Annotated in this window: 18 protein-coding genes and 1 riboswitch; of the genes, 13 read left to right on the top strand and 5 right to left on the bottom strand. The window is 68.8% G+C overall.

The features are described from left to right. Position 1: 1 nt before the first annotated feature. Genes ABD260_RS25695 through ABD260_RS25685 form a run of 3 tightly spaced genes read right to left on the bottom strand, consistent with a single transcriptional unit; the run spans position 2 to position 2,131 of the window. Complete coding sequence (locus tag ABD260_RS25695; protein WP_344237202.1) at positions 2–409, bottom strand: type II toxin-antitoxin system VapC family toxin; 408 nt, start codon at positions 407–409, stop codon at positions 2–4. Next, positions 406–681, bottom strand: a complete 276-nt coding sequence (locus tag ABD260_RS25690; protein WP_344237200.1) for a type II toxin-antitoxin system Phd/YefM family antitoxin — start codon at positions 679–681, stop codon at positions 406–408. The genes ABD260_RS25695 and ABD260_RS25690 overlap by 4 nt, the downstream gene beginning before the upstream one ends. Before the next feature lie 37 nt (positions 682–718). Then, complete coding sequence (locus tag ABD260_RS25685) at positions 719–2,131, bottom strand: aminotransferase-like domain-containing protein (protein ID WP_344237198.1); 1,413 nt, start codon at positions 2,129–2,131, stop codon at positions 719–721. A gap of 63 nt (positions 2,132–2,194) precedes the next feature. On the opposite strand from ABD260_RS25685, the gene ABD260_RS25680 reads away from it, so the two are divergent. The 7 genes from ABD260_RS25680 to ABD260_RS25650 all read left to right on the top strand — a co-directional run bounded on the left by ABD260_RS25680 (position 2,195) and on the right by ABD260_RS25650 (position 11,204). Beyond that, positions 2,195–3,292 carry a pyridoxal phosphate-dependent aminotransferase gene (locus tag ABD260_RS25680; RefSeq protein ID WP_344237196.1) on the top strand — a complete coding sequence of 366 codons (1,098 nt, stop codon included), beginning with the start codon at positions 2,195–2,197 and terminating at the stop codon, positions 3,290–3,292. Between the two features lie 9 nt (positions 3,293–3,301). Beyond that, positions 3,302–5,287: a dTMP kinase gene (tmk, locus tag ABD260_RS25675; RefSeq protein ID WP_344237194.1), complete on the top strand. Its 1,986-nt coding sequence runs from the start codon at positions 3,302–3,304 to the stop codon at positions 5,285–5,287. Further along, positions 5,284–6,492: a DNA polymerase III subunit delta' gene (locus tag ABD260_RS25670; protein ID WP_344237192.1), complete on the top strand. Its 1,209-nt coding sequence runs from the start codon at positions 5,284–5,286 to the stop codon at positions 6,490–6,492. Before tmk ends, ABD260_RS25670 begins: the two co-directional genes overlap by 4 nt. A 135-nt stretch (positions 6,493–6,627) precedes the next feature. Next, on the top strand, positions 6,628–7,287 hold the full coding sequence (locus ABD260_RS25665) for a DUF4190 domain-containing protein (protein ID WP_344237190.1): 660 nt from the start codon (positions 6,628–6,630) through the stop codon (positions 7,285–7,287). 26 nt (positions 7,288–7,313) lie between these two features. Next, positions 7,314–8,360: a DUF4190 domain-containing protein gene (locus tag ABD260_RS25660; RefSeq protein ID WP_344237188.1), complete on the top strand. Its 1,047-nt coding sequence runs from the start codon at positions 7,314–7,316 to the stop codon at positions 8,358–8,360. 193 nt (positions 8,361–8,553) lie between these two features. After that, positions 8,554–9,666 (top strand): PSP1 domain-containing protein, encoded by a 1,113-nt coding sequence (locus ABD260_RS25655; RefSeq protein ID WP_344237470.1) that lies wholly within the window; start codon positions 8,554–8,556, stop codon positions 9,664–9,666. Beyond that, complete coding sequence (locus ABD260_RS25650; RefSeq protein ID WP_344237186.1) at positions 9,663–11,204, top strand: alpha/beta hydrolase; 1,542 nt, start codon at positions 9,663–9,665, stop codon at positions 11,202–11,204. The genes ABD260_RS25655 and ABD260_RS25650 overlap by 4 nt, the downstream gene beginning before the upstream one ends. 66 nt (positions 11,205–11,270) lie before the next feature. On the opposite strand, the gene ABD260_RS25645 is transcribed toward ABD260_RS25650, so the two are convergent. After that, on the bottom strand, positions 11,271–11,897 hold the full coding sequence (locus ABD260_RS25645; RefSeq protein WP_344237184.1) for a hypothetical protein: 627 nt from the start codon (positions 11,895–11,897) through the stop codon (positions 11,271–11,273). 88 nt (positions 11,898–11,985) lie between these two features. Between ABD260_RS25645 and ABD260_RS25640 the strand changes: the two genes are divergently transcribed. Beyond that, entirely contained in the window at positions 11,986–12,324 is a 339-nt protein-coding gene (locus tag ABD260_RS25640; RefSeq protein ID WP_344237468.1) for a sterol carrier family protein, read from the top strand. Positions 12,325–12,395: 71 nt separating this feature from the next. Here ABD260_RS25640 and ABD260_RS25635 read toward each other — a convergent pair whose 3' ends face one another. Next, a complete protein-coding gene (locus tag ABD260_RS25635; protein ID WP_344237182.1) occupies positions 12,396–13,226 on the bottom strand; it encodes a hypothetical protein in 831 nt (276 codons plus the stop codon). A 212-nt stretch (positions 13,227–13,438) separates the two neighbouring features. Between ABD260_RS25635 and ABD260_RS25630 the strand changes: the two genes are divergently transcribed. The 5 genes from ABD260_RS25630 (at position 13,439) to ABD260_RS25610 (ending at position 18,928) form a co-directional block, all read left to right on the top strand. Continuing rightward, complete coding sequence (locus ABD260_RS25630) at positions 13,439–14,725, top strand: MFS transporter (RefSeq protein ID WP_344237180.1); 1,287 nt, start codon at positions 13,439–13,441, stop codon at positions 14,723–14,725. A 13-nt stretch (positions 14,726–14,738) separates the two neighbouring features. Next, positions 14,739–15,710, top strand: coding sequence for a hypothetical protein (locus ABD260_RS25625; RefSeq protein WP_344237178.1), 972 nt, complete (start codon positions 14,739–14,741; stop codon positions 15,708–15,710). Positions 15,711–15,750: 40 nt separating this feature from the next. Further along, positions 15,751–15,934: riboswitch (cobalamin riboswitch) on the top strand. A 26-nt stretch (positions 15,935–15,960) separates the two neighbouring features. Beyond that, positions 15,961–16,983 carry an ABC transporter substrate-binding protein gene (locus ABD260_RS25620; RefSeq protein ID WP_344237176.1) on the top strand — a complete coding sequence of 341 codons (1,023 nt, stop codon included), beginning with the start codon at positions 15,961–15,963 and terminating at the stop codon, positions 16,981–16,983. Further along, positions 16,980–17,963, top strand: a complete 984-nt coding sequence (locus ABD260_RS25615; protein ID WP_344237174.1) for a FecCD family ABC transporter permease — start codon at positions 16,980–16,982, stop codon at positions 17,961–17,963. The genes ABD260_RS25620 and ABD260_RS25615 overlap by 4 nt, the downstream gene beginning before the upstream one ends. Before the next feature lie 35 nt (positions 17,964–17,998). Then, positions 17,999–18,928, top strand: coding sequence for a FecCD family ABC transporter permease (locus tag ABD260_RS25610; protein ID WP_344237172.1), 930 nt, complete (start codon positions 17,999–18,001; stop codon positions 18,926–18,928). Positions 18,929–18,930: the final 2 nt, after the last annotated feature.

Genomic DNA, 18,930 nt, shown 5'->3' with positions numbered 1-18,930 from the left:
GTCAGCCGGCACCCGGAGCCGCGGTAGGCAGCCCCACCTCACCTGCCGCGGCCAACAACCGCTTGTCATAGGTGACAAGCGCCGTCAGGGACATACCTTCGAGCACAAGCGTCTGAGCACTCGCGAGGTGAATGGCGTCGAGTGTTCTCAACATGGGGTCCGAGTAGGCAGCCGCTGTGGCGAGTACGGTCTCGTCCACCGCGACGCGGTCCAGCCTGGCGAGCACGGTCGGCACAGCGGCGAGCCGTCCAGGGTCGGAGCGCCGGAGTGCCCTGGGCACCTCGGTGAGTACCAGCGCCGACGCCACGAGCTGCTTGTCCGGCTGCGTCGCGAGCCAGGTCTCGAGCGCCGCGCTCTCCGCCTCACGCCGGATCATCTTCACAATCGCCGCCGAGTCGAGGAAGATCACAGCCGCTCCTCGCGGAGGTCCGCGATGATCTCGGTGGAGTCCACCGAGAGGTCCGGCTCACCTGGCGGCAGGACGAGTGGCCCGGGGTCGCTGGCCGGAATCAGCCGACCTCGGCGAATCAGATCGCTGCGGACGGTGCTGCCGTCGTCGATGGGAACCAGCCGAGCCGCCGGGCGACCGCTCACCGTGATTTCGAGTGACTCGCCGTTGGCAACCCGAGCCAGCACCGCACTGGTGTGCTGGTTGAGTTCGCGTACCGGGATGCTGTCCATGGTCCAAGTGTAGAACGTTGTGTTCTACACCTTCCAGTCAGATGGCGAGGGTTGGGTGGGGGACTGGGTGGGTGGTTGGTGGGTTGTAGGCGGCCCAGGCTTTGGTCAGGCGGTGGACGGCTTCGGTTAGGGCTGGGGGTTGGGCTCGGAAGTGCAGGCGGATGTACGGGGTTCCGGCGCCGGTGATGTCGAGGCCGGTGCCGGGGAGGACTGCCAGGCCGTGGCGTAGGGCGGTTTGGGCGAAGGAGGCGCCGTCGCCGTACGGGAGGCGTACCCAGAGGCACTGACCGCCTTGGACCGTCGGGACCTGCCAGCTGGGCAGGGACCGGGCTAGCAGGGCATGCAGGTGGTCGTGCCGGGTCTTCAGGGTGGTGTGAAGGGCCGGCGCGTCCAGCAGGGGCAGGAGGTGTACGGCGGCCAGCTGCGTGGGGACATTGCCGCCCAGGTCATGTACGGCGCGCAGCCGGGCCACCCGGTTGATCAGAGGAGCCGCAGCACGGATCCACCCGATCCGCAGACCGCCCCAGACGCTCTTGCTGAGTGAACCGATGGAAATGGCAGCGGAGCTGTACGCGGCCAGCGGCGCGGGCTGCACTTCACCAGGGAAACCCAGGTCCGCCGGCACCTCGTCCTCGATCACTGGAACACCCACACCGGCCAACCGCTGCCGCGTCAGCGCAGACATCACCGACCCAGTGGGGTTGTGGTAGGTCGGAATGACATAAGCCACCGCCGGACGCCGCTCCCGGACCGCTGCCTCGATGCCCTCCAGCCCCACCGGCAAACCATGCAGCACAGCCCCCTGCTCCCGGAACGCCTCCAGTGCACCCGGATACGTCGGCGCCTCCACCAGCACCCGATCACCCGGCGACACCAACGCACGTGCCAGCAAGGACAGTGCTTGCTGACCTCCGTTGGTCACCATGACCTGCTCTAGCCCAGTAGGCACACCACGGGCCGTGTAGCGATCAGCCAGTGCCTGCCGCAAGGCCGGATGCCCGTACGGGTAGTAGCCGATGTCGTGGTCAAGTGCAGCGAGCTCCGGGGCGATCCGTACGTACGCCTCGGCCAGCTCCTTGGGTGGATCGCCAGGAGCCGCGCAGATGGCCAGCAGTACGTCGTCGTCACGCGCTTCCAGTGAGTCCAGGAACATCGGATCAACCGGTGCGTCCGGTACGACCCCACCGGACGGTACGCCGGCTACTTGCGTACCACTGCCCTGCCGGCGGGTGATGCGCCCTTCGGCACGCAGCAGGTCGTACGCGGCGACCACCGTGGTACGCCCGACCGCTAGCGCGCCGGCCAGTGCACGGTCCGGCGGCAGCACTGCACCAGGCGGGAGTTCGCCGTCGTCGATCAGTTGCCGGAGGCGGGTCGCGAGCAGCACATACAGAGGGCCGCGGCCGGACGACCAGCGGCCCAATCGGTCAACCACTTCGATTGGTCTCATCCGCGAACCAATTCTGCCGGATTGGCTCTGCAGACACCAGCGCAGGCCCGCAACCATGGCCGTATGCCCACTTTTCCGCGTCACCAGATCATGTCTCTGACCGCCGAGCACGTTCAGCACGACCTGGGCGAGAGCTACGGCCCGGACCTCCGGCTCGCGGACCTGCTGACGCCCGAGCTGGCGGACCTGGAGCTCGGTTACGGTACGGCCGACGGTGACGCCCGGTTGCGTACCGCGATCGCCGACCGCCACGGCGTACGCCCGGACCAGGTCGTCGTCACGATCGGCGGAATGCACGGCATCTTCCTGCTCTCCTACCTCCTCGCCGACGCCGGCGGCCAGGTAGTCACGACCGCCCCGCTCTTCCCGATGACCAGCAGCACGTACGAGTCGCTGGGCGCGGACGTTCGGGTAGTCCCGCTGACCTTCGACGACGCGTACCAACTCACCGCCGAAGCGGTCCGCGCCAAGCTGACGCCCGAGACCAAACTGGTCAGCCTGGCCACAGCGCAGAACCCGTCCGGCGTCACGATCCCGCGCGATGTCCTGCAAGACGTGGTCGCAGCCATGGCGGAGATCTGTCCGGAGGCCTATCTCCTGGTCGACGAGACCTACCGCAGCGCGACCTACGGCGACGACCTGGTCGCCAACACCGCGCTCAGCCTTGGCCCAAAGGTCATTTCAGTGGCCTCCCTGTCGAAGTGTCATGGAGCAGCCGGGTTGCGCATCGGCTGGGTGATCAGCACCGACGACAACCTCGTGGAGCAGCTGGTCACCGCGAAGTTCAACACCGTCGTCTCCGCGTCCCCGGTCTGCGAGGCGCTGGCGGTCCGCGTCTTCGAGCAGGAAGACACCATCCTGGCGCACCGCCGGTCCTGGCTTCAGGAGAACCTTCAGATCACCCAAGACTGGGTGCAGAGCAACAAGTCGGTGGAGTGGGTACGCCCCGACGCCGGCGCGTTGTGCGTGATCCGCCTGAAGCCGGACGTCGATTTGGCGCGGTTCCGGCGTACGACGGCCGAGCTGGGCGTACGCCTGGCCGACGGCGACTGGTTCGGTGACGAGCCGAACGTCTTCCGGCTCGGCTTCGGGTACCCGGCGCCAACGGAGCTGAAGGCGGCACTGGATGCACTGAGTGAGGCTGTCCACGCTGCCCACTAGGCTTTAGGCGTGCCGGAGGCCTATGACCCGTTGACCGATCCTGCACCGTCGCACGACGTGCGCGCGGTGTTGCGCATCCGGGCGTTCCGGCGGCTGTGGATCGGGTTCGGGCTGTCCAGCCTGGGTGACTGGATCGGTCTGCTGGCGCTGACCGCGATGGCGAAGTCGTTCGCCGGCGACAACTACCAGCTGGCGAACTTCGCGATCGGCGGCGTGCTGTTCCTCCGGGTGCTGCCCGCGCTGGTGATGGGGCCGGTGGCCGGCTGGGTCGCGGACCGGCTGGACCGGCGGGCGACGATGATCGTCGGCGACCTGGTCCGGGCCGCGTTCTTCGTCACGATCCCGCTGGTCGGGACGCTGACCTGGCTGCTGGTCGCGACCGTACTGATCGAGATCGTCAGCCTGATCTGGGGCCCGGCCAAGGACGCCAGCGTGCCGAACCTGGTGCCCCGGCACCGGCTCGAGGCGGCGAACCAGCTGAGCCTGATCACCACGTACGGTTCCGCGCTTCCGGCGGCCGCCATCTTCACCGCGATCACCCTGGTCACCCGCTGGGCCGGCGACTTCTCCATCGACCTGGCCGTATACGTGAACGCGGCCACCTTCGCGATCTCGGCCTTCGCGATCGTGTCCGTCGCCGAGATCGGCCGCGCGGTGCACGACCACGAAGAACACCCGACGCTGTGGCGGACGATGGTCGAAGGCTGGTCGTACGTCACCGGGACGCCGGTGGTCCGCGGCCTGGTGATCGGCATTTCCGGAGCCTTCGCGGCCGGCGCGGTCGTGATCGGTCTGGGCCGCACGTACGTCGAGGACTTCGGCGCCGGCGATCCCGGGTACGGCCTGCTGTTCGGTGCCGTGTTCGGTGGGCTCGCGCTCGGGATGGGCTTCGGCCCGCGGATCTTCTCCGGGCTGTCGCGGCGCCGGCTGTTCGCGGCCGGGCTGGTCGGCTCCGGCATCTGCCTGACCGGGCTGGCGCTGATCCAGCAGCTCGAGATCGCCACGATGATCGCGATCCTGCTCGGCTTCTGCGCCGGCGCCTCCTGGGTGTCCGGGTACACGTTGCTCGGCCTGGAAGTGCCGGACGCCGTCCGCGGCCGTACCTTCGCGTTCGTGCAGTCGGCGGTCCGGACGGTGCTCGCGATCACGCTGGCGATCGCGCCGTTCGCCGCCGGGGCGATCGGGCGCCACACCTGGACGATCGGCGGGCACTCGGCGACGTACAGCGGTGCCTCGATGACGATGCTGGCCGCTGCGATCCTGGCTGGGGTGATCGGTCTGCTCGCCTGGCGGCAGATGGACGACCGGCCGGGCGTTCCGTTCTGGCGGGACGTGCGGCGCAGTTTCGGCAAGACCCGCGGCGACTACCCGACGACCGGATTGTTCATCGCGCTCGAAGGTGGCGAGGGTGCCGGGAAGTCGACGCAGTCCGAGTTCCTGGTGAAATGGCTGAAAGAGCAAGGCCAGCAAGTGCTGCTGACCCGCGAGCCCGGTGCCACCGAGCTCGGCAAGACCCTGCGGCAGATCGTGCTGGACCCGGCGACCGGCGACATCTCGCACCGCGCGGAAGCCTTGATCTACGCGGCCGACAAGGCCGAACACGTCGATTCGGTGATCAAACCCGCGCTGAAGGCCGGTGCGGTCGTGATCACCGATCGGTACGTCGACTCCGCGTTGGCGTACCAGGGGTCCGGCCGGGATCTCGACCTTTCCGACGTCGAGCGGGTGAACCGCTGGGCCACTGACGACCTCAGGCCGAATCTGACCATTCTGCTCGACCTGCCGCCGAAGCGCGGGCTCGGCCGGTTCACCGAACGGGACCGGATCGAGGCGCAGTCCGACGACTTCCACGAGCGGGTCCGGCTCGCGTTCCTCGAGCTGGCCGCCGCCGAGCCGCAGCATTACCTGGTCGTCGACGCGACCCAGGACCGCGAGGACATCGCCCAACAGATCCGCGCCAGACTCCAACCGCTGCTGCCGAAGGTGGACCTATGAGTGTTTGGGACGACCTGGTCGGCCAGGAGCCGGCGGTTGCCGTGCTGCGGAAGGCTGTCGGGGGTGCGGCCGCGGTTCTGCGCGGTGAGAGTGGGCCTGCGGTGGCCGGGATGACGCACGCCTGGCTGATTACCGGGCCGCCGGGTTCCGGCCGGTCGAACGCGGGCCGTGCCTTCGCGGCGGCGCTGCAGTGCGCGAACGACGGCTGCGGCGAGTGCAACGAGTGCCGGACGGCGCTCAGTGGCGCTCACCCCGACATCTCCCTGATCCGGACCGAGCTGTTGTCGATCCGCGTCAGCGAGGTCCGCGAGCTGGTTCGCCGGGCCGCGATGAGCCCCACCCAGGGCCGCTGGCAGGTGATGGTCGTCGAGGACGCGGACCGCCTGACCGAGCAGGCCGCCGACGCGCTGCTGAAGAGCATCGAGGAGCCGGCGCCGCGTACGGTCTGGGTGCTGTGTGCGCCGACGGTCGAGGATGTCGTACCGACGATCCGGTCGCGGTGCCGGTTGCTGGTGCTTCGTACGCCGCCGGTCGCGGCCGTCGCGGAGATGCTCGCCCGCAAGCTCGAGGTGGATCAGGAGCTGGCCTGGTTCGCGGCGCGGGCGGCGCAGGGCCACATCGGCCGGGCGCGGGCGCTGGCCCGGGACGAGGCGGTCCGGGAGCGGCGCAGCAAAGTACTGGAGGTTCCGTTCACGCTGCGTGACCTCGGCGCCTGCCTGAAGGCCGCGCAGCAGCTGCTCGAGGCCGCCAAGGTGGAGGCCAAGGCCAGCGCGGAGAAGGTCGACGAAAAGGAGCGGTCGGCGCTCGAGCAGGCGCTCGGAGTGGGTACGAAGGGCGCCAAGCCCCGCGAGGCGAATGCGGCGCTGAAGGAGCTGGAGGACCAGCAGAAGGCCCGCGCCAAGCGCTGGGAGCGTGACGTCCTGGACCGCTCGCTGGTCGACCTGATGGCGCTGTACCGGGACGTGCTGGTGGTCCAGACGCGCTCCGGCAGCGAGCTGATCAACGCCGAGCTGGGGCGGAACATCGAGCAGCTCGGCGCCCGCACGACGCCCGAGCAGACGATCCGCCGGATCGACGCGATCGCCACCTGCCGGGAGGCGATCGAGGCCAACGTCGCGCCGCTGGTCGCGCTCGAGGCGATGACGGTCGGGCTGTTCGAGGGCAGCAGCGACGGCTTCAGCATCCCGCGCCGGCTCGCTCGCTGAGCGCCTGCTGAGAAGGTGTGGTGAGGCCTGCGTCACGGCGGCACGCGGGTGGTGTAACACCGAGACCGGCAGGTCCGATGACTGAGTGTCCGGGCGAAGTGGACCGCTCGGTGCCACAGTCTCGAACGGACGCCGATGAACACCTCCCCGATCCAGCCCGCGCGGCCGTCGCTGCCGTCGGCTGAGTCCTGGCTGGAGGGTGTTCCGGAGCCGAAGCGGAAACCGGACGGGTACGCGGTGGCGGCGCTCGCGACCAGCCTGCCCGGCCTGGTGCCGCTCGCGGTCGTCCTCGGCGTGGTCGCGCTGCGCCGGATCAAACGCACCGGCAGCCAGGGAAAACGGCTCGCGCAGGCGGCGCTGCTGCTGTCGCTGTGCTGGGTGATCGCGATCGGGGTCGCCGTCACGATGAACCTGATCGGCGAGCGGCGGGCCGGAATCGGCCGGACCGTACCGATCTCGAAGGTCGAGGTCGGCCGCTGTTTCGACGCCGACCTGGACACGTCGTCGCTGCAGCTGGTCCGGATCGCGGATTGCGCCGGGGCGCACAGCGGCGAGGCGTACGCCAAGGTGCGCGCCGCGCTGGCCGGGCTGTCCGCGGCCCAGACCGGGGCGGCGGCGACGCAGCAGTGCGCCGGGGCGTTCGTGGATTTCGTCGGGAAGCCGTACGAGCGGTCCGAGCTGGACATGTACTACGTCGTACTGGAAAATCGTGCTGTTGCTGACGGCAACGTACTGTGCCTGGTCGGTATGCCGGGAACCCGGCTGACCGGTACGATGCGCGGATCGCAGCGCTAGACGCGCGGGGGAGCACTGGGGGAAGCGTGAGTCAGCCACCGTACGAGCCGGCACCTGAACGCCCACAGGACCGGCCACAAGACCGTCCACACGATCCGACACGCGCGTTCCCGTCGTACGCGAACCCACAACAACCACAGCCGCCCCAGCCGCATCAGCCTGGTGCGCAGCAGCCCGCGGCGCCTCCGGCTGGTCCGGCGCCTTGGGTTGCGCCGGGGCAGCAGCCGCCGCCGTACGGGCAGCCGTCCTATGGGCAGCCGTCCTACGGACAGGGCTCGGCGCAGCCGCCTTACGGGCAGGGCGCTCCGCAGGCGCCGTACGGGTCGGCGCCGGCGGGGCAGCAGGCACCGTACGGTTCGGGGTACGGGCCGGGGCAGTACCCGCAGCCGTACGGGCAACCGCCGGCGGCGTACGGGTACGGGTACCCCGGCTCGACGGCCTCCACGAACGGGCTCGCGACCGCCGCGCTGGCGACCGGGATCGGCGGCTTCTTCATCGGCCTGTCGGCGCCGGTCGCGATCGGGCTCGGGATCGCGGCGCTGGTCCAGATCAAGCGCACCCGCCAGGGCGGCAAGGGGATGGCGATCGCCGGTCTGGTGATCGGATCAGTCGTCACGATCGGGTACGTGCTGCTGTTCACGCTGCTGTTCGCCTACGGTTCGTCGGTGGATGACGATTACGGCTCGGGGCGGCCGGTGTCGTCGTACTCGAACAGCCCGACCACCCCGGTCGACGACCTGGTGATCGGAGAGTGCTTCGACGAGTCGGGCCAGGACTTCGAGGTGATCCGCCAGCCCTGCGACATGCCCCACGACGGCGAGATCTTCGCCCGCCCGGACCTCCCCGCGGGCCCCTGGCCGGGCGACAAGGGCGTCGACCAGGCCACCGAGCGCGCCTGCGACCCCCTCTTCGCCTCGTACGTAGGCAAGGCGACCGCAGACTCCGAACTGGAAATCACCTACTGGACCCCCACCAAGTCCCAGTGGACCCGCACCGACCGCCTGGCCATCTGCGCCGCCTACGGCCCCAACCAAAACCCCCTGACCACCACAGTAAAAAACAGCCACCGCTAACACCCAAGCACCCGCCGCTCCCGCCGAACCTCCGAAGTGGACTGGCCCGCGGAGAGGCGAGGGCGCACGCATGCTCCCCGAGCGGGCATCCCCACCCCCCCACCGTCGGTAACGGTGACTAACGGACTGTGGTGCGCCCGTTGCCTGCCTGGGGACAGGTGGGGAAGGGGGGAAGTAGGCTGCGGACGTGGGCATGGTTATGGCGGTGTCGTTCGAGCGGTATGGGCGGCTTTACTACCTTGATCCGGGTGAGTTTCGGCCTCGGGTGGGGGACAAGGTGCTGGTGCCTACCGACGACGGGCCTGAGGTCGCGGAGTGTGTCTGGGCGCCGCAGTACGTGACCGAGGACATCGGCGGCCTCCCCGCCTGCGCGGGTATCGCCTCGGCGGCCGACCTGGATCGGGACGAGCAGAACCGCCAGCGCCGCGCCGACGCGCGCGTGATCGCGAAACGCACCATCCGCCAGCACGGGTTGCCGATGAAGGTGGTCGGGATCGACTTCGTCGACCGGCGCCCGGACATCGACCAGCTGGTGATCGTGTACTTCTCCGCGCCGCACCGGGTAGATTTCCGCGAACTCGTACGTGACCTCGCCCGCGCGCTGCGAGCGAGGATCGAGCTCCGGCAGGTCGGCGCCCGCGACGAGGCCCGGCTCCAAGGCGGGATCGGCCCGTGCGGGCGGGACCTGTGTTGCGCGACGTTCCTGAAGGACTTCGAGCCGGTCAGCGTACGGATGGCGAAGGACCAGGATCTGCCGCTGAATCCGTTGAAGATCTCCGGCGCGTGCGGGCGGCTGATGTGCTGCCTGAAGTACGAGCACCCGCTGTACCAGGAGTTCAACGCGAAGGCGCCGGCGGTCGGGAGCGCGGTGGAGACCCCCGCGGGTGATGGAGTGGTGGTCGGGCACAACGTACCGAGTGACACGGTGGTCGTGCGGCTGGCGGCTTCGGGCCGGCGGTGCGCCTGCAGCCGCGCGGACGTGTGCTCGCCACGGCAGCAGTACGAGGCCTCGAGTACGACGACCCCGGACGCCCCGCCGATCGAGGCCGCGGTACGAGAACCACTGCCCGAACCACCCACCACAACCGAACCGAACGCCGAGCAGCCCGACCGCACCAAGCCGGCGGACCGCACCGAGCAGCCCGACCGCACCGAGCAGCCCGAACCGCGCGCTGAGCAGGCCGAAGCGCCGACCGAGGCGGCCGGAGCGGAACCCGAAGGTGAGTCGCGGGCAGCGCGCCGGGTGCGGAAGCCGCGGCGGCGGCGCCGGCTGCATCATGACGACGAGGGAGAAAGTACGCAGTGAAGGTCCGCAGGCCGATCGTGCTGGTGGCAGTTCTCGCGGTACTGGTGAGTGGGTGTGGCGTAGCCAGTCGCGCGCAGAACGCCGGCGGTGGGAGTACGGCGCCGGGCATCGGCAGTAACCCGCCGAGTGGCCCCGCGGGGCCGATCCCGGCCGGGCTGGCGAAGTTCTACCAGCAGAACGTGGACTGGGAACGCTGCGGCTCGAACCAGCAGTGCGCGACCATCGAGGTCCCGCTCGACTACACGAAACCGGCCGGCCAGACGATCGAGCTGCGGGCCCGGAAGGTGCTCGCCAAGGACCGCGGCGGCCGGATCGGCACGCTCTTCGTCAACCCGGGCGGACCGGGCGCGTCCGGTCAGGAGCTCGCCCAGCAGGCGCCGATGCTGTTCGGCACGCCGCTGCTGCGGAAGTTCGACATCGTCGGCTGGGATCCGCGCGGTGTCGGCGAGTCCACGCCGGTGAAGTGCCTGGACACCGCGCAGCTGGACACGATGATCGCCACCGACGGCACGCCGGACAACCCGGCCGAGATCACCGATCTGGACAAGCAGGCGAAGATCTTCGCCGCCGGCTGCGAGAAGCGCTCCGGCCGGCTGCTGCCGCACGTGTCGACGAAGGACACCGTGCGCGATCTCGACGTACTGCGTGGCATCGTCGGCGATGCGCAGCTCAACTACCTGGGCATGTCGTACGGCACGTACCTCGGCGCCACGTACGCCGAACTGTTCCCGAAGAACGTCGGCCGGATGGTCCTCGACGGCGCGGTCGATCCCTCGCTGACCTCCGAGCAGATGGGAATCGCGCAGGCGCAGGGTTTCGACAAGGCGCTGGACGCGTTCGCCGAGGACTGCGCGCAGCGGTCCTGCAAGCTCGGCAGTACGAAGAGCGAGGTGCTTGCCAAGGTCGACCAGCTGGTCAAGGACAGCGACGCCAACCCGCTGCCGGGCAACGGAAACCGCAAGGTCACGCAGGCACTGGTCGTGCTCGGCCTGATCTACCCGCTGTATCTGAAGGACTTCTGGCCGCGGCTCGAGGATGCGGTCGCGGACGGTCTGGCCGGGAACGGTGCCCGGTTGCTCGCGCTCGCCGACGAGTACACCGATCGGCAGCAGACCGGGTACGCGGACAACTCGAACGAGGCGATCATCGCGGTGAACTGCCTCGATCACCCCGATGTCACGTCGATCCCGCAGCTGCAGGCGGAGCTGCCGAAGTTCACCGCGGCGTCACCGCGGTTCGGCTCGTTCCTGGCCTGGTCGTCGGTGTCGTGCATCAACTGGCCGGTGAAGCCGAACAACACCCCGCACAAGATCGCGGCGGCCGGCGCGAAGCCGATCCTGGTCCTCGGTACGACCCGCGATCCGGCCACCCCGTACGAGTGGGCGGTCGGCCTCGCGCACCAGCTGGAAAGCGGTATCCTCGTCACCCGCGACGGCGACGGCCACACCGCGTACCTGTCCGGCAACGCCTGCGTGAAGAACGTGGTCGAGAGCTATCTCGCCCAGGGCAACACCCCGGCCGCCGACATCAAGTGCTGAAACCCACCAACTCCCCGCCCCACCGTGCGCCACGCCAGCCCCGCCCCAAACCGGTTTGGGGCGGGGTCAGTTCGGGCGGTTGTCGTTGGCGGAGACGGGAACCTTGAGGGTGTCGGTCGCGTGCTGGAGGATGGCGCGCAGGCCGGCTTCGTCCTGCGGGCGGCCGCCGACGGTGATCTCGACCGCGGTCGACTGGCCCTGATCGGTGGAGATCCAGCGGGACAGCCCCATCCGCGGACCACGGTTCTGGTCGACGTAGGTGTAGACCAGCAGGCCGTCGTCGCGGCTCATCACCTTCAGCTCGCGCTCGTCGATGCTGCGCTCGCGGCTGACCACCAGCTGGTCCGGGGTCTGCTTGCTGCCGCGCGTGTCGAACCGGATCTGCCACACGCCGGTCGGGTCGACGAACTTGGGCCGGGTGCCGTCCTGGGAGCTCTTCCAGCCCGCCGGGACCTCCGCGGACACCGGCTCGTCCCCGGTGCCGAAGTTCTGCACGACGTACTGCAGGCCGGCCGCCTGGAGGCCGTCGGTGTGCGACGGCTGACCGGTCGGAGCCGGAGTCACGACCCCCACTTGCGGCTCGGCGGCGAACGGATTGCCGCCGTTGATGGCGAGCACCGCGCCGAACACGGCTACGCCGACGGTCATTCCCGCCAGCGTCATCAGCAGCGCCTGGTGCCTGGGCGTGAGCATCCCGACCTCGCTTCCTCTGTCCCGCCCGATTATCGCTGACGAGAGGGGCGTTACCGCAAACTGCCGCGTACGCTGGCACGTCGTGGAGATGCCCGTTCCCTTTCAGCAGGCCTTGCAGCGTTACGACAACGGTACGGCCGATCGCGCCGACCTGAAGCTGTTGACGAAGGAGTTGCTGAAGATCCTGGTCGCGAAGGCGCCCGGACATGCGGTCGAGGTACGCGTACCGCCCTATGGCGCGGTGCAGTGCATCGAGGGACCGCGGCACACCCGCGGTACGCCCGGCGCGGTGATCGAACTACCGCCGGACCTGTGGATTTCGGTCGCTCTCGGCCGTACGACGTGGGCGGAGGCCGGTACCACCGGCAAACTCCGTGCCAGCGGTGAGCGCACCGATCTGAGCGCGCTGCTGCCACTGACGGCATGAGTGAGCCGCGGCGCCCCCGCCTGGGTCGCCGCGGCTCAGTCCGGTGTCCAGCGTCAGAGGACGCTGGGCGATCAGCGGCCGGTGTTGCTGGCCCAGATCGGGGTGCGGCCGTAGACGACCACGAGGTTGCCGTCGTCCTGCATCTGCAGGACGGCGCCGCGGCGGACGGTCTTGGTGGCCCAGAGCGGGCGCTTCGCGGCGCTGTACACGACGAAGTTGCCGTCGGTCTGCATCGTCGCGTACCCACCCTTGCTGATCGTCTTGGTGCTCCAGATCGGCGTCCGGCCGTTCTTCACGATCACCGCGTTGCCGTCGGACTGCATCTGCAGCCGGTAGATCCGGTTGTGCGAGTACAGCGCGTTCGGCCAGGTCAGGTTCCGGCCGGAGCCGAGCGTGACCATGATCATGTAGCGGCTCCAGGCCGCCTTGTGCCGGGTGTTGTAGATGACCAGGTTCGAGTCGTTCTGGACCTCGAGGTGGGCGCCGGTGCTGCCGTCGGTGCCGCTGGCCCAGACCGGGGTGCGGCCGGAGATGACGACCAGGTTGCCGTCGCGCTGCATGATCAGCGTCGAGGCCTTGCGGTTCGTCATCGTCGCCCAGATCGGGGTCCGGCCCTTGATCAGCACCGCGTTGCCGTCGGTCTGCATGACCAGGGCGTAGATGCCGTTCTTGGACCGGCGGTACTGGCCGGGCTTCAGGTACTGCCCGGGCAGCAGTACGTCCGACACGGCGGTCGCGCGGGTCGCCGCGGTGGTGGCCGTCGCAGTGGTGGCGGCGGTGGCGGCGGTTGCCGCGGTGCCCGCTGCTTGCGCGGCGGACGGAACAAGCAGGGTGGTACCGGCGGCGGCGCCCGCGACGAGGGTGCCGAGCAGCCGGGAACCGACCGACTTGATCGAGATCATGCGGTGTCTTCTTTCGTCTTCACGATGCGTCTTCACGGGGGTCCGGCCGGATTTCCGGGCCGGGAAGATTGACGCCCTGGGCAACCAATCGGTTCCCACCGTAGGACGCCGGGGGTCAGTCGACCGGTGTCCAGCGACCCTTTCGACGCAGGTGGAAATGGTTGCCCAAAAACAGGTTCGTCCGCGCCGCTAGGTGCTGTCACCATACTCAGGTGGCTCTAAGTCTCCGGACCCGCTTTTCCCGGCTGCGGGTGGATCTGACCCCGTGGCACGGCTCGCGGGATTTCCGCATTCTGCTGGTGTCCGGGTCGGTGTTCTTCCTCGGCGGCATGGTCGGGTACGTCGCGCTGCCGTACCAGCTGTACCAACTGACCGGCTCCAACTTCGCGGTCGGCGCGATGGGCCTGGTGACGATCGCGCCCCTGGTCGTGTTCGGTCTGTACGGCGGCGCGCTGGCCGATCATGTGGAACGCCGGAAGCTCCTGGTCGGTACCGGACTGGCCCAGGTGGTCATTTCTGCGCTGATGGTCGCCAACACCCTGCTGCCGAACCCGCAGATCTGGCTGATCTACGTCTGCGGCGCACTGAACGCGATCGCCTCGTCACTCCAGCGGCCGAGCCGCGACGCGTTGCTGCCGCGGGTGGTGAAGCACGCGGAGATCCCGGCCGCGGTCGCGCTGAGCTCCCTGACCGCCCAGATCGGCCAACTGGCCGGCCCGGCGCTGGGTGGGGTGCTGGTCGGTTCGGTCGGCGTGACCTGGGCGTTCAGCGTCGAACTGGTCGGGATCGTGTTCGCGACCCTGCTGTACGCCCGTCTTGGCTCGTACCGGCCGAGTGGGCAGACGAGCGCTCCCAGTCTGCGCGCGATCGGGGGCGGGATCACGTACGCGTTCCGGCGCAAGGACCTGCTCGCGACGTACCTGGTGGACATGGTCGGGATGTTCCTGGCGATGCCGATCGTGCTGTTCCCGGCGTTCGCGACCGAAGTACTGAAGGAACCGAAGCTGCTCGGGCTGCTGTACAGCGCGGAGGCGATCGGGGCGATGTGCGCCAGCCTGACCAGTGGCTGGGCGAAGCGCGTCCATCATCAAGGGCGCGCGGTCGTACTGGCGACGATGAGCTGGGGCGCGGCGGTCGGGGTCGCCGGGCTGGCACCGAACATCTGGTTCGCGATCGCGTTCTTCGCCGTCGCGGGCGCGGCCGACATGGTGTCGGGGCTGTTCCGCGCGGTGATCTGGAACCAGACGATCCCGGACGAGATGCGCGGCCGGCTGGCCGGGATCGAGATGCTCGGCTACTCCCTCGGCCCGCTCGGCGGCCAGGCCCGTTCCGGCGTGGTCGCGGACCTGACCAGTGTCCGGACCGCGATCGTCAGCGGCGGCGCGCTGTGCGTCGTGGGCGTGCTCGGCACAGCGGCCTGGCTGCGCGAGTTCTGGCGCTACGACGCCCGCACCGACGAACACGCCGTCCGCGAAAGAGCTGTCCGCGCCGCCGGTTAGGCTTCCAGTCATCATGCGTATCCGCCGGGTAGTGATCACAGGGCTGGTGGCCGGGCTGCTGGCCGGCTGTGGCGGGCTGAAGCCGGAGAACGCGCCGAGTGCGCCGCCGCTGGTGTCGGTGAGTACGCCGCCGGACTCGGAGACCCCGTCTGCGACGCCCTCGATCACGCCGAGTGAGCCCGCGAAGGCCGCCGACACGTTGTGCGTACGCATGAACGCGACCTTGGTGAAATCGACCCTGGGCGTACCGGTCGCGAACGTTCAGCCGAAGACACCGCCGGCCGACTTCGGCTTCCCGACGTACGACGTCTGTCAGCTGGAGCTCAGTATCGGCCCGAACGGCCCGGTGCTGAACGTGGAGACTTCGGTGCTGCCGGCAACAAAGGCGACGCTGGCGGCGACCCAGAAGGCGTACGCGGCGACCAAGGGCGAACCGGCCAAACCGGCAGTCGTCGGCGAAGGTGCGTACGGGACCAGTACGTTCGTGGTGTTCTTGCTGGACGGCAAGCTGTACAAGATCGCCGGGCCGAAGGCGACGCCGGCAAAGTACGTCGAGATCGCGCGCGATGCCGTACTCCAGGCGCCGGGTCTGCCGGACGCGGAATGGCAGCTCAAGCGGCCGGAGTGCGAGCGCGGATCGTCCGCGGCCGAGAAGGTGATGGGCGCCGCCGCGATGATCCGGCGGGACGGTCAGACGCCGGCCGGCGACCCGGTGTGCGGCTGGGTGAGCTCGACGAACCTGCTGTACAGCACGGTCCGGCGGACGCCGAACGCGAAGGCGCTGATGGCTCCGATCAGCAAGCTGGCGACGGCCCAGTCGGTGCCGCTGGGTGACGAGGGGTACGTCGACACCGCGACCGGGCGGACCACGATCCGGGTCGGCGACGACAAGCTGGTCGACCTGGTCCCGCTGCCGGCGCGCGCGATCAATCCCGATCTGATGCCGCAGTTCGCGCTCGCGATGTCGCCGCTCTACACCCGCTGAGACGTTTGTCGCGACGCCCGCCGCGACCGGATCGCGGGTGCTAGTGTGGCGGCGCCGTGGTGTACGGGAAGCCGGTGAAGTACCGGCGCGGCCCTCGCCACTGTGATCGGGATGTGCATCAGTCGTACCCGCAAGGGGACCACTGGCCGCGTGCGGCTGGGAAGGTCAGACCGGTGGACGCGGTACCCGTCAGCCAGGAGACCGGCCACGGCGTTGACCCGTCCACGAGGTGCTGGAGGAGCGGTCCGCCATGGCCGTCGTACGCGTTTTTGCTGCTGTCCTTTCCCTGTCGTTGCTGGCCGGCTGCGGTCCAGCCGCCGAAGCCGGCTCGCGCGCCGACGCGATCACCGTGCGGAACTGCGGGATCGACGTCACCGTCAACGGCCCACCGAAGCGCGTGTTCGCCGCGTACCAGCCGGCCATCGAGATGGCGCATGCGCTGGGCATTTCCGATCGATTGGTCGGCACGGCGTACCTCGATGCGCAGGTGCTGCCGGAGTACGCCGCCGCGCAGGCGAAGGCGAAGTACTTCAAGAACCTGCCGAGCCGCGAGGAACTACTCAGCCTGAATCCGGATTTCGTGCTGTCCGGGTTCAACGACGTGTTCAGCGCGGCCGGTAGCGACTCGAGCTTCGGTAGCCGGAAGAGCCTGGCCGACCTTGGCGTACGCACCTGGATCTTCAGTCCGCTCTGTCCGACCGCGGACGGCAAGGGCGACGAGGCGATCGACCCGGCGACGGTCTCGATGGACAACGTGTACGCGGACCTGCGTGATCTCGGCCGGTTGTTCGGCGTCGAGGACCGCGCCGAGAACGTGATCGCGGAGCAGCAACGCCGGATCGCCGCGGTCGGGAACGCGGTCAAGAACGCGCCGCGGCCGACCGTCGCGATCATCCGGCCGGCGCTCGAGGGCGGCGGGCTGACGGTTTCCGGCGGGCCGGATTTCGGGACGGTACTGATCCGGCAGGCGGGTGGCGTGAACGCGTTCGCGGACCTGACCTCGAAGCGGAACGTGAAGATCAGCGTCGAGGAATTCATCAAGCGCGATCCGGACTACGTACTGATCAGCGGGTGTTGCGACGCGTCCATGACTGCCGCGTCGTCGCAGCCGGATGTGGCCAAGCTGCTCGCGAATCCGGCGTACGCGAACCTCAAGGCGGTCCGCAACCGGCACGTGATCCCGTGGTTGTTCGCGAATCACTCGGCCGGCGTGCGAGGGGCGTACACGACCGAGAACCTGGCGCACATCCTGCATCCTGACCTGGTCAAGTGAGGAAGGCGGGCGGTCTCGCCCTGTGTGTCGCGGTGCTCGGGATCGCCGTGGTGCTGTCGTTGTGCGCCGGGAGCCGGTGGATCGGGGTCGGGGAGGTGTACCGGGCGCTGGGTGAGTTCGGCGGGAGCGATACCGATCGGGTGGTGCGGTATCTGCGGTTGCCACGGACGCTTGCCGGGGTTCTGGTCGGCGTCGCGCTGGGGCTGTCGGGCGGGGTGATGCAGGGCGTGACGCGCAATCCGCTCGCCGATCCGGGCATCCTGGGCGTGAACGCTGGCGCCGCGGTGGCTGTGGTTGCGGCGATTGGGCTGTTCGGGGTGCACAGCCTGAACGGGTACGTGTGGTTCGCGATGGGTGGGGCGTTGGTGGCTACCGTCGTCGTGTATCTGGTGGGGGCGGTTGGCGGGACGACGCCGGTGAAGCTCGCGCTTGCCGGCGCGGCGATCTCCGCACTGCTGGGCTCGATCACCTCGGCGGCCACGTTGCTCGATCTGTCGACGTTGAACGAGTACCGCTTCTGGGTGGTTGGGTCGTTGTCGCTGGCTGATCAGGGGATGGTGCTGCAGGCCGTGCCATTTATTGCTGTAGGCACCTTTTTGGCGTTGGTGCTCGGTCGATCGCTCAATCAGCTTGCGCTGGGAGAAGATCTGGCTCGGGCGCTGGGTACGCGAGTGATGCTGGTGCGGGTGCTTGCCGGTCTGGCGGTGGTTGTGCTTGCGGGTACGGCGACTGCTATTGCTGGCCCGATCGGGTTTCTCGGGCTGGCTGTTCCGCATGTGGCGCGGACGATTGTCGGGCCGGATCAGCGGTGGATTTTGCCTTGGTCGATGGTGCTTTCGCCTGCTGTGTTGCTGCTTTCGGATGTCGTTGGGCGGGTGGCGGCGCGGCCGGCTGAGTTGCAGGTTGGGATTGTCACGGCGTTGGTGGGTGCGCCGTTGTTCATCGCACTGGTTCGGCGGCGGCGGATGGCCTCGCTGTGAAGGTTTCCAGTGGTGTGGTTTCGGGGATTGCGTGGGTGTTGATTGCGATGGTCGGCGCGTTTGCGCTGACTCGGGGCGATTACACGCTGCCGCTCGGGGAAGTACTTCGTACGCTGTCCGGGCATGGCACTTTGATCACGTATGACGTGGTGGTGAACAATCGATTGCCTCGTATTCTCACCGGAATCGGCGTGGGGATGGCGTTCGCGATGTCGGGGGCGATCTTTCAGCGGCTGGCCCGGAATCCGTTGGTCAGTCCGGATTTGATCGGTATCAACGCGGGGGCGGCGCTGGCGGCCGTACTGATCATCACTGTGATCGGGAGCGGGTGGATTCCGCTCGGGGCACTTGTCGGATCGCTGGTTTCGGCGTTGTGCGTCTACTTGCTTGCGTACCGGGGCGGGGTGTCCGGGAATCGGCTGGTACTCGTTGGGGTTGGTGTGACGGCGATCGTCGGGTCGTTGACTGCTTACTTGCTGACGTTGGCTGATATCTACACGGCGAAAAGTGCGTCGATGTGGCTGGCGGGCAGTTTGGCGGGGCGGTCGTGGACGCATGTCGTACTGATCGGAATCACCTTGTTTGTGGGGGTTCCGGCCGCGGTGGTGGTCGAGCGGCAGCTGCGGCTGTTGGAGCTTGGTGATGATTTGGCGCGGGCGCTGGGTGGGCGGGTCGAGAGTGCGCGCGGCGTGCTGATCACGCTTGGCGTCGGCCTGGCCGCGATGGCGACGGCGACCGCGGGACCAATCGGCTTCGTCGCCTTGGTCGCTCCGCAGCTGACCCGTCGCCTGACCGCGGATCGCACAGCCAGACTGCCAACCTCGGGCGCGATCGGCGCGCTGCTGGTGGTCAGCTCAGACCTCATCGCCCGAACGGTGGTCGCACCAACAGTCCTACCGGTCGGCATAGTCACCGCCTTCCTCGGTGCGCCCTACCTGCTGTTCCTGATCACCCGCCGAGCCTGATC

It is taken from the genome of Kribbella hippodromi (assembly GCF_039531045.1).
In the GTDB taxonomy this organism is placed as follows: domain Bacteria; phylum Actinomycetota; class Actinomycetes; order Propionibacteriales; family Kribbellaceae; genus Kribbella; species Kribbella hippodromi.
This window is presented reverse-complemented; position numbering and strand designations above follow the sequence as displayed.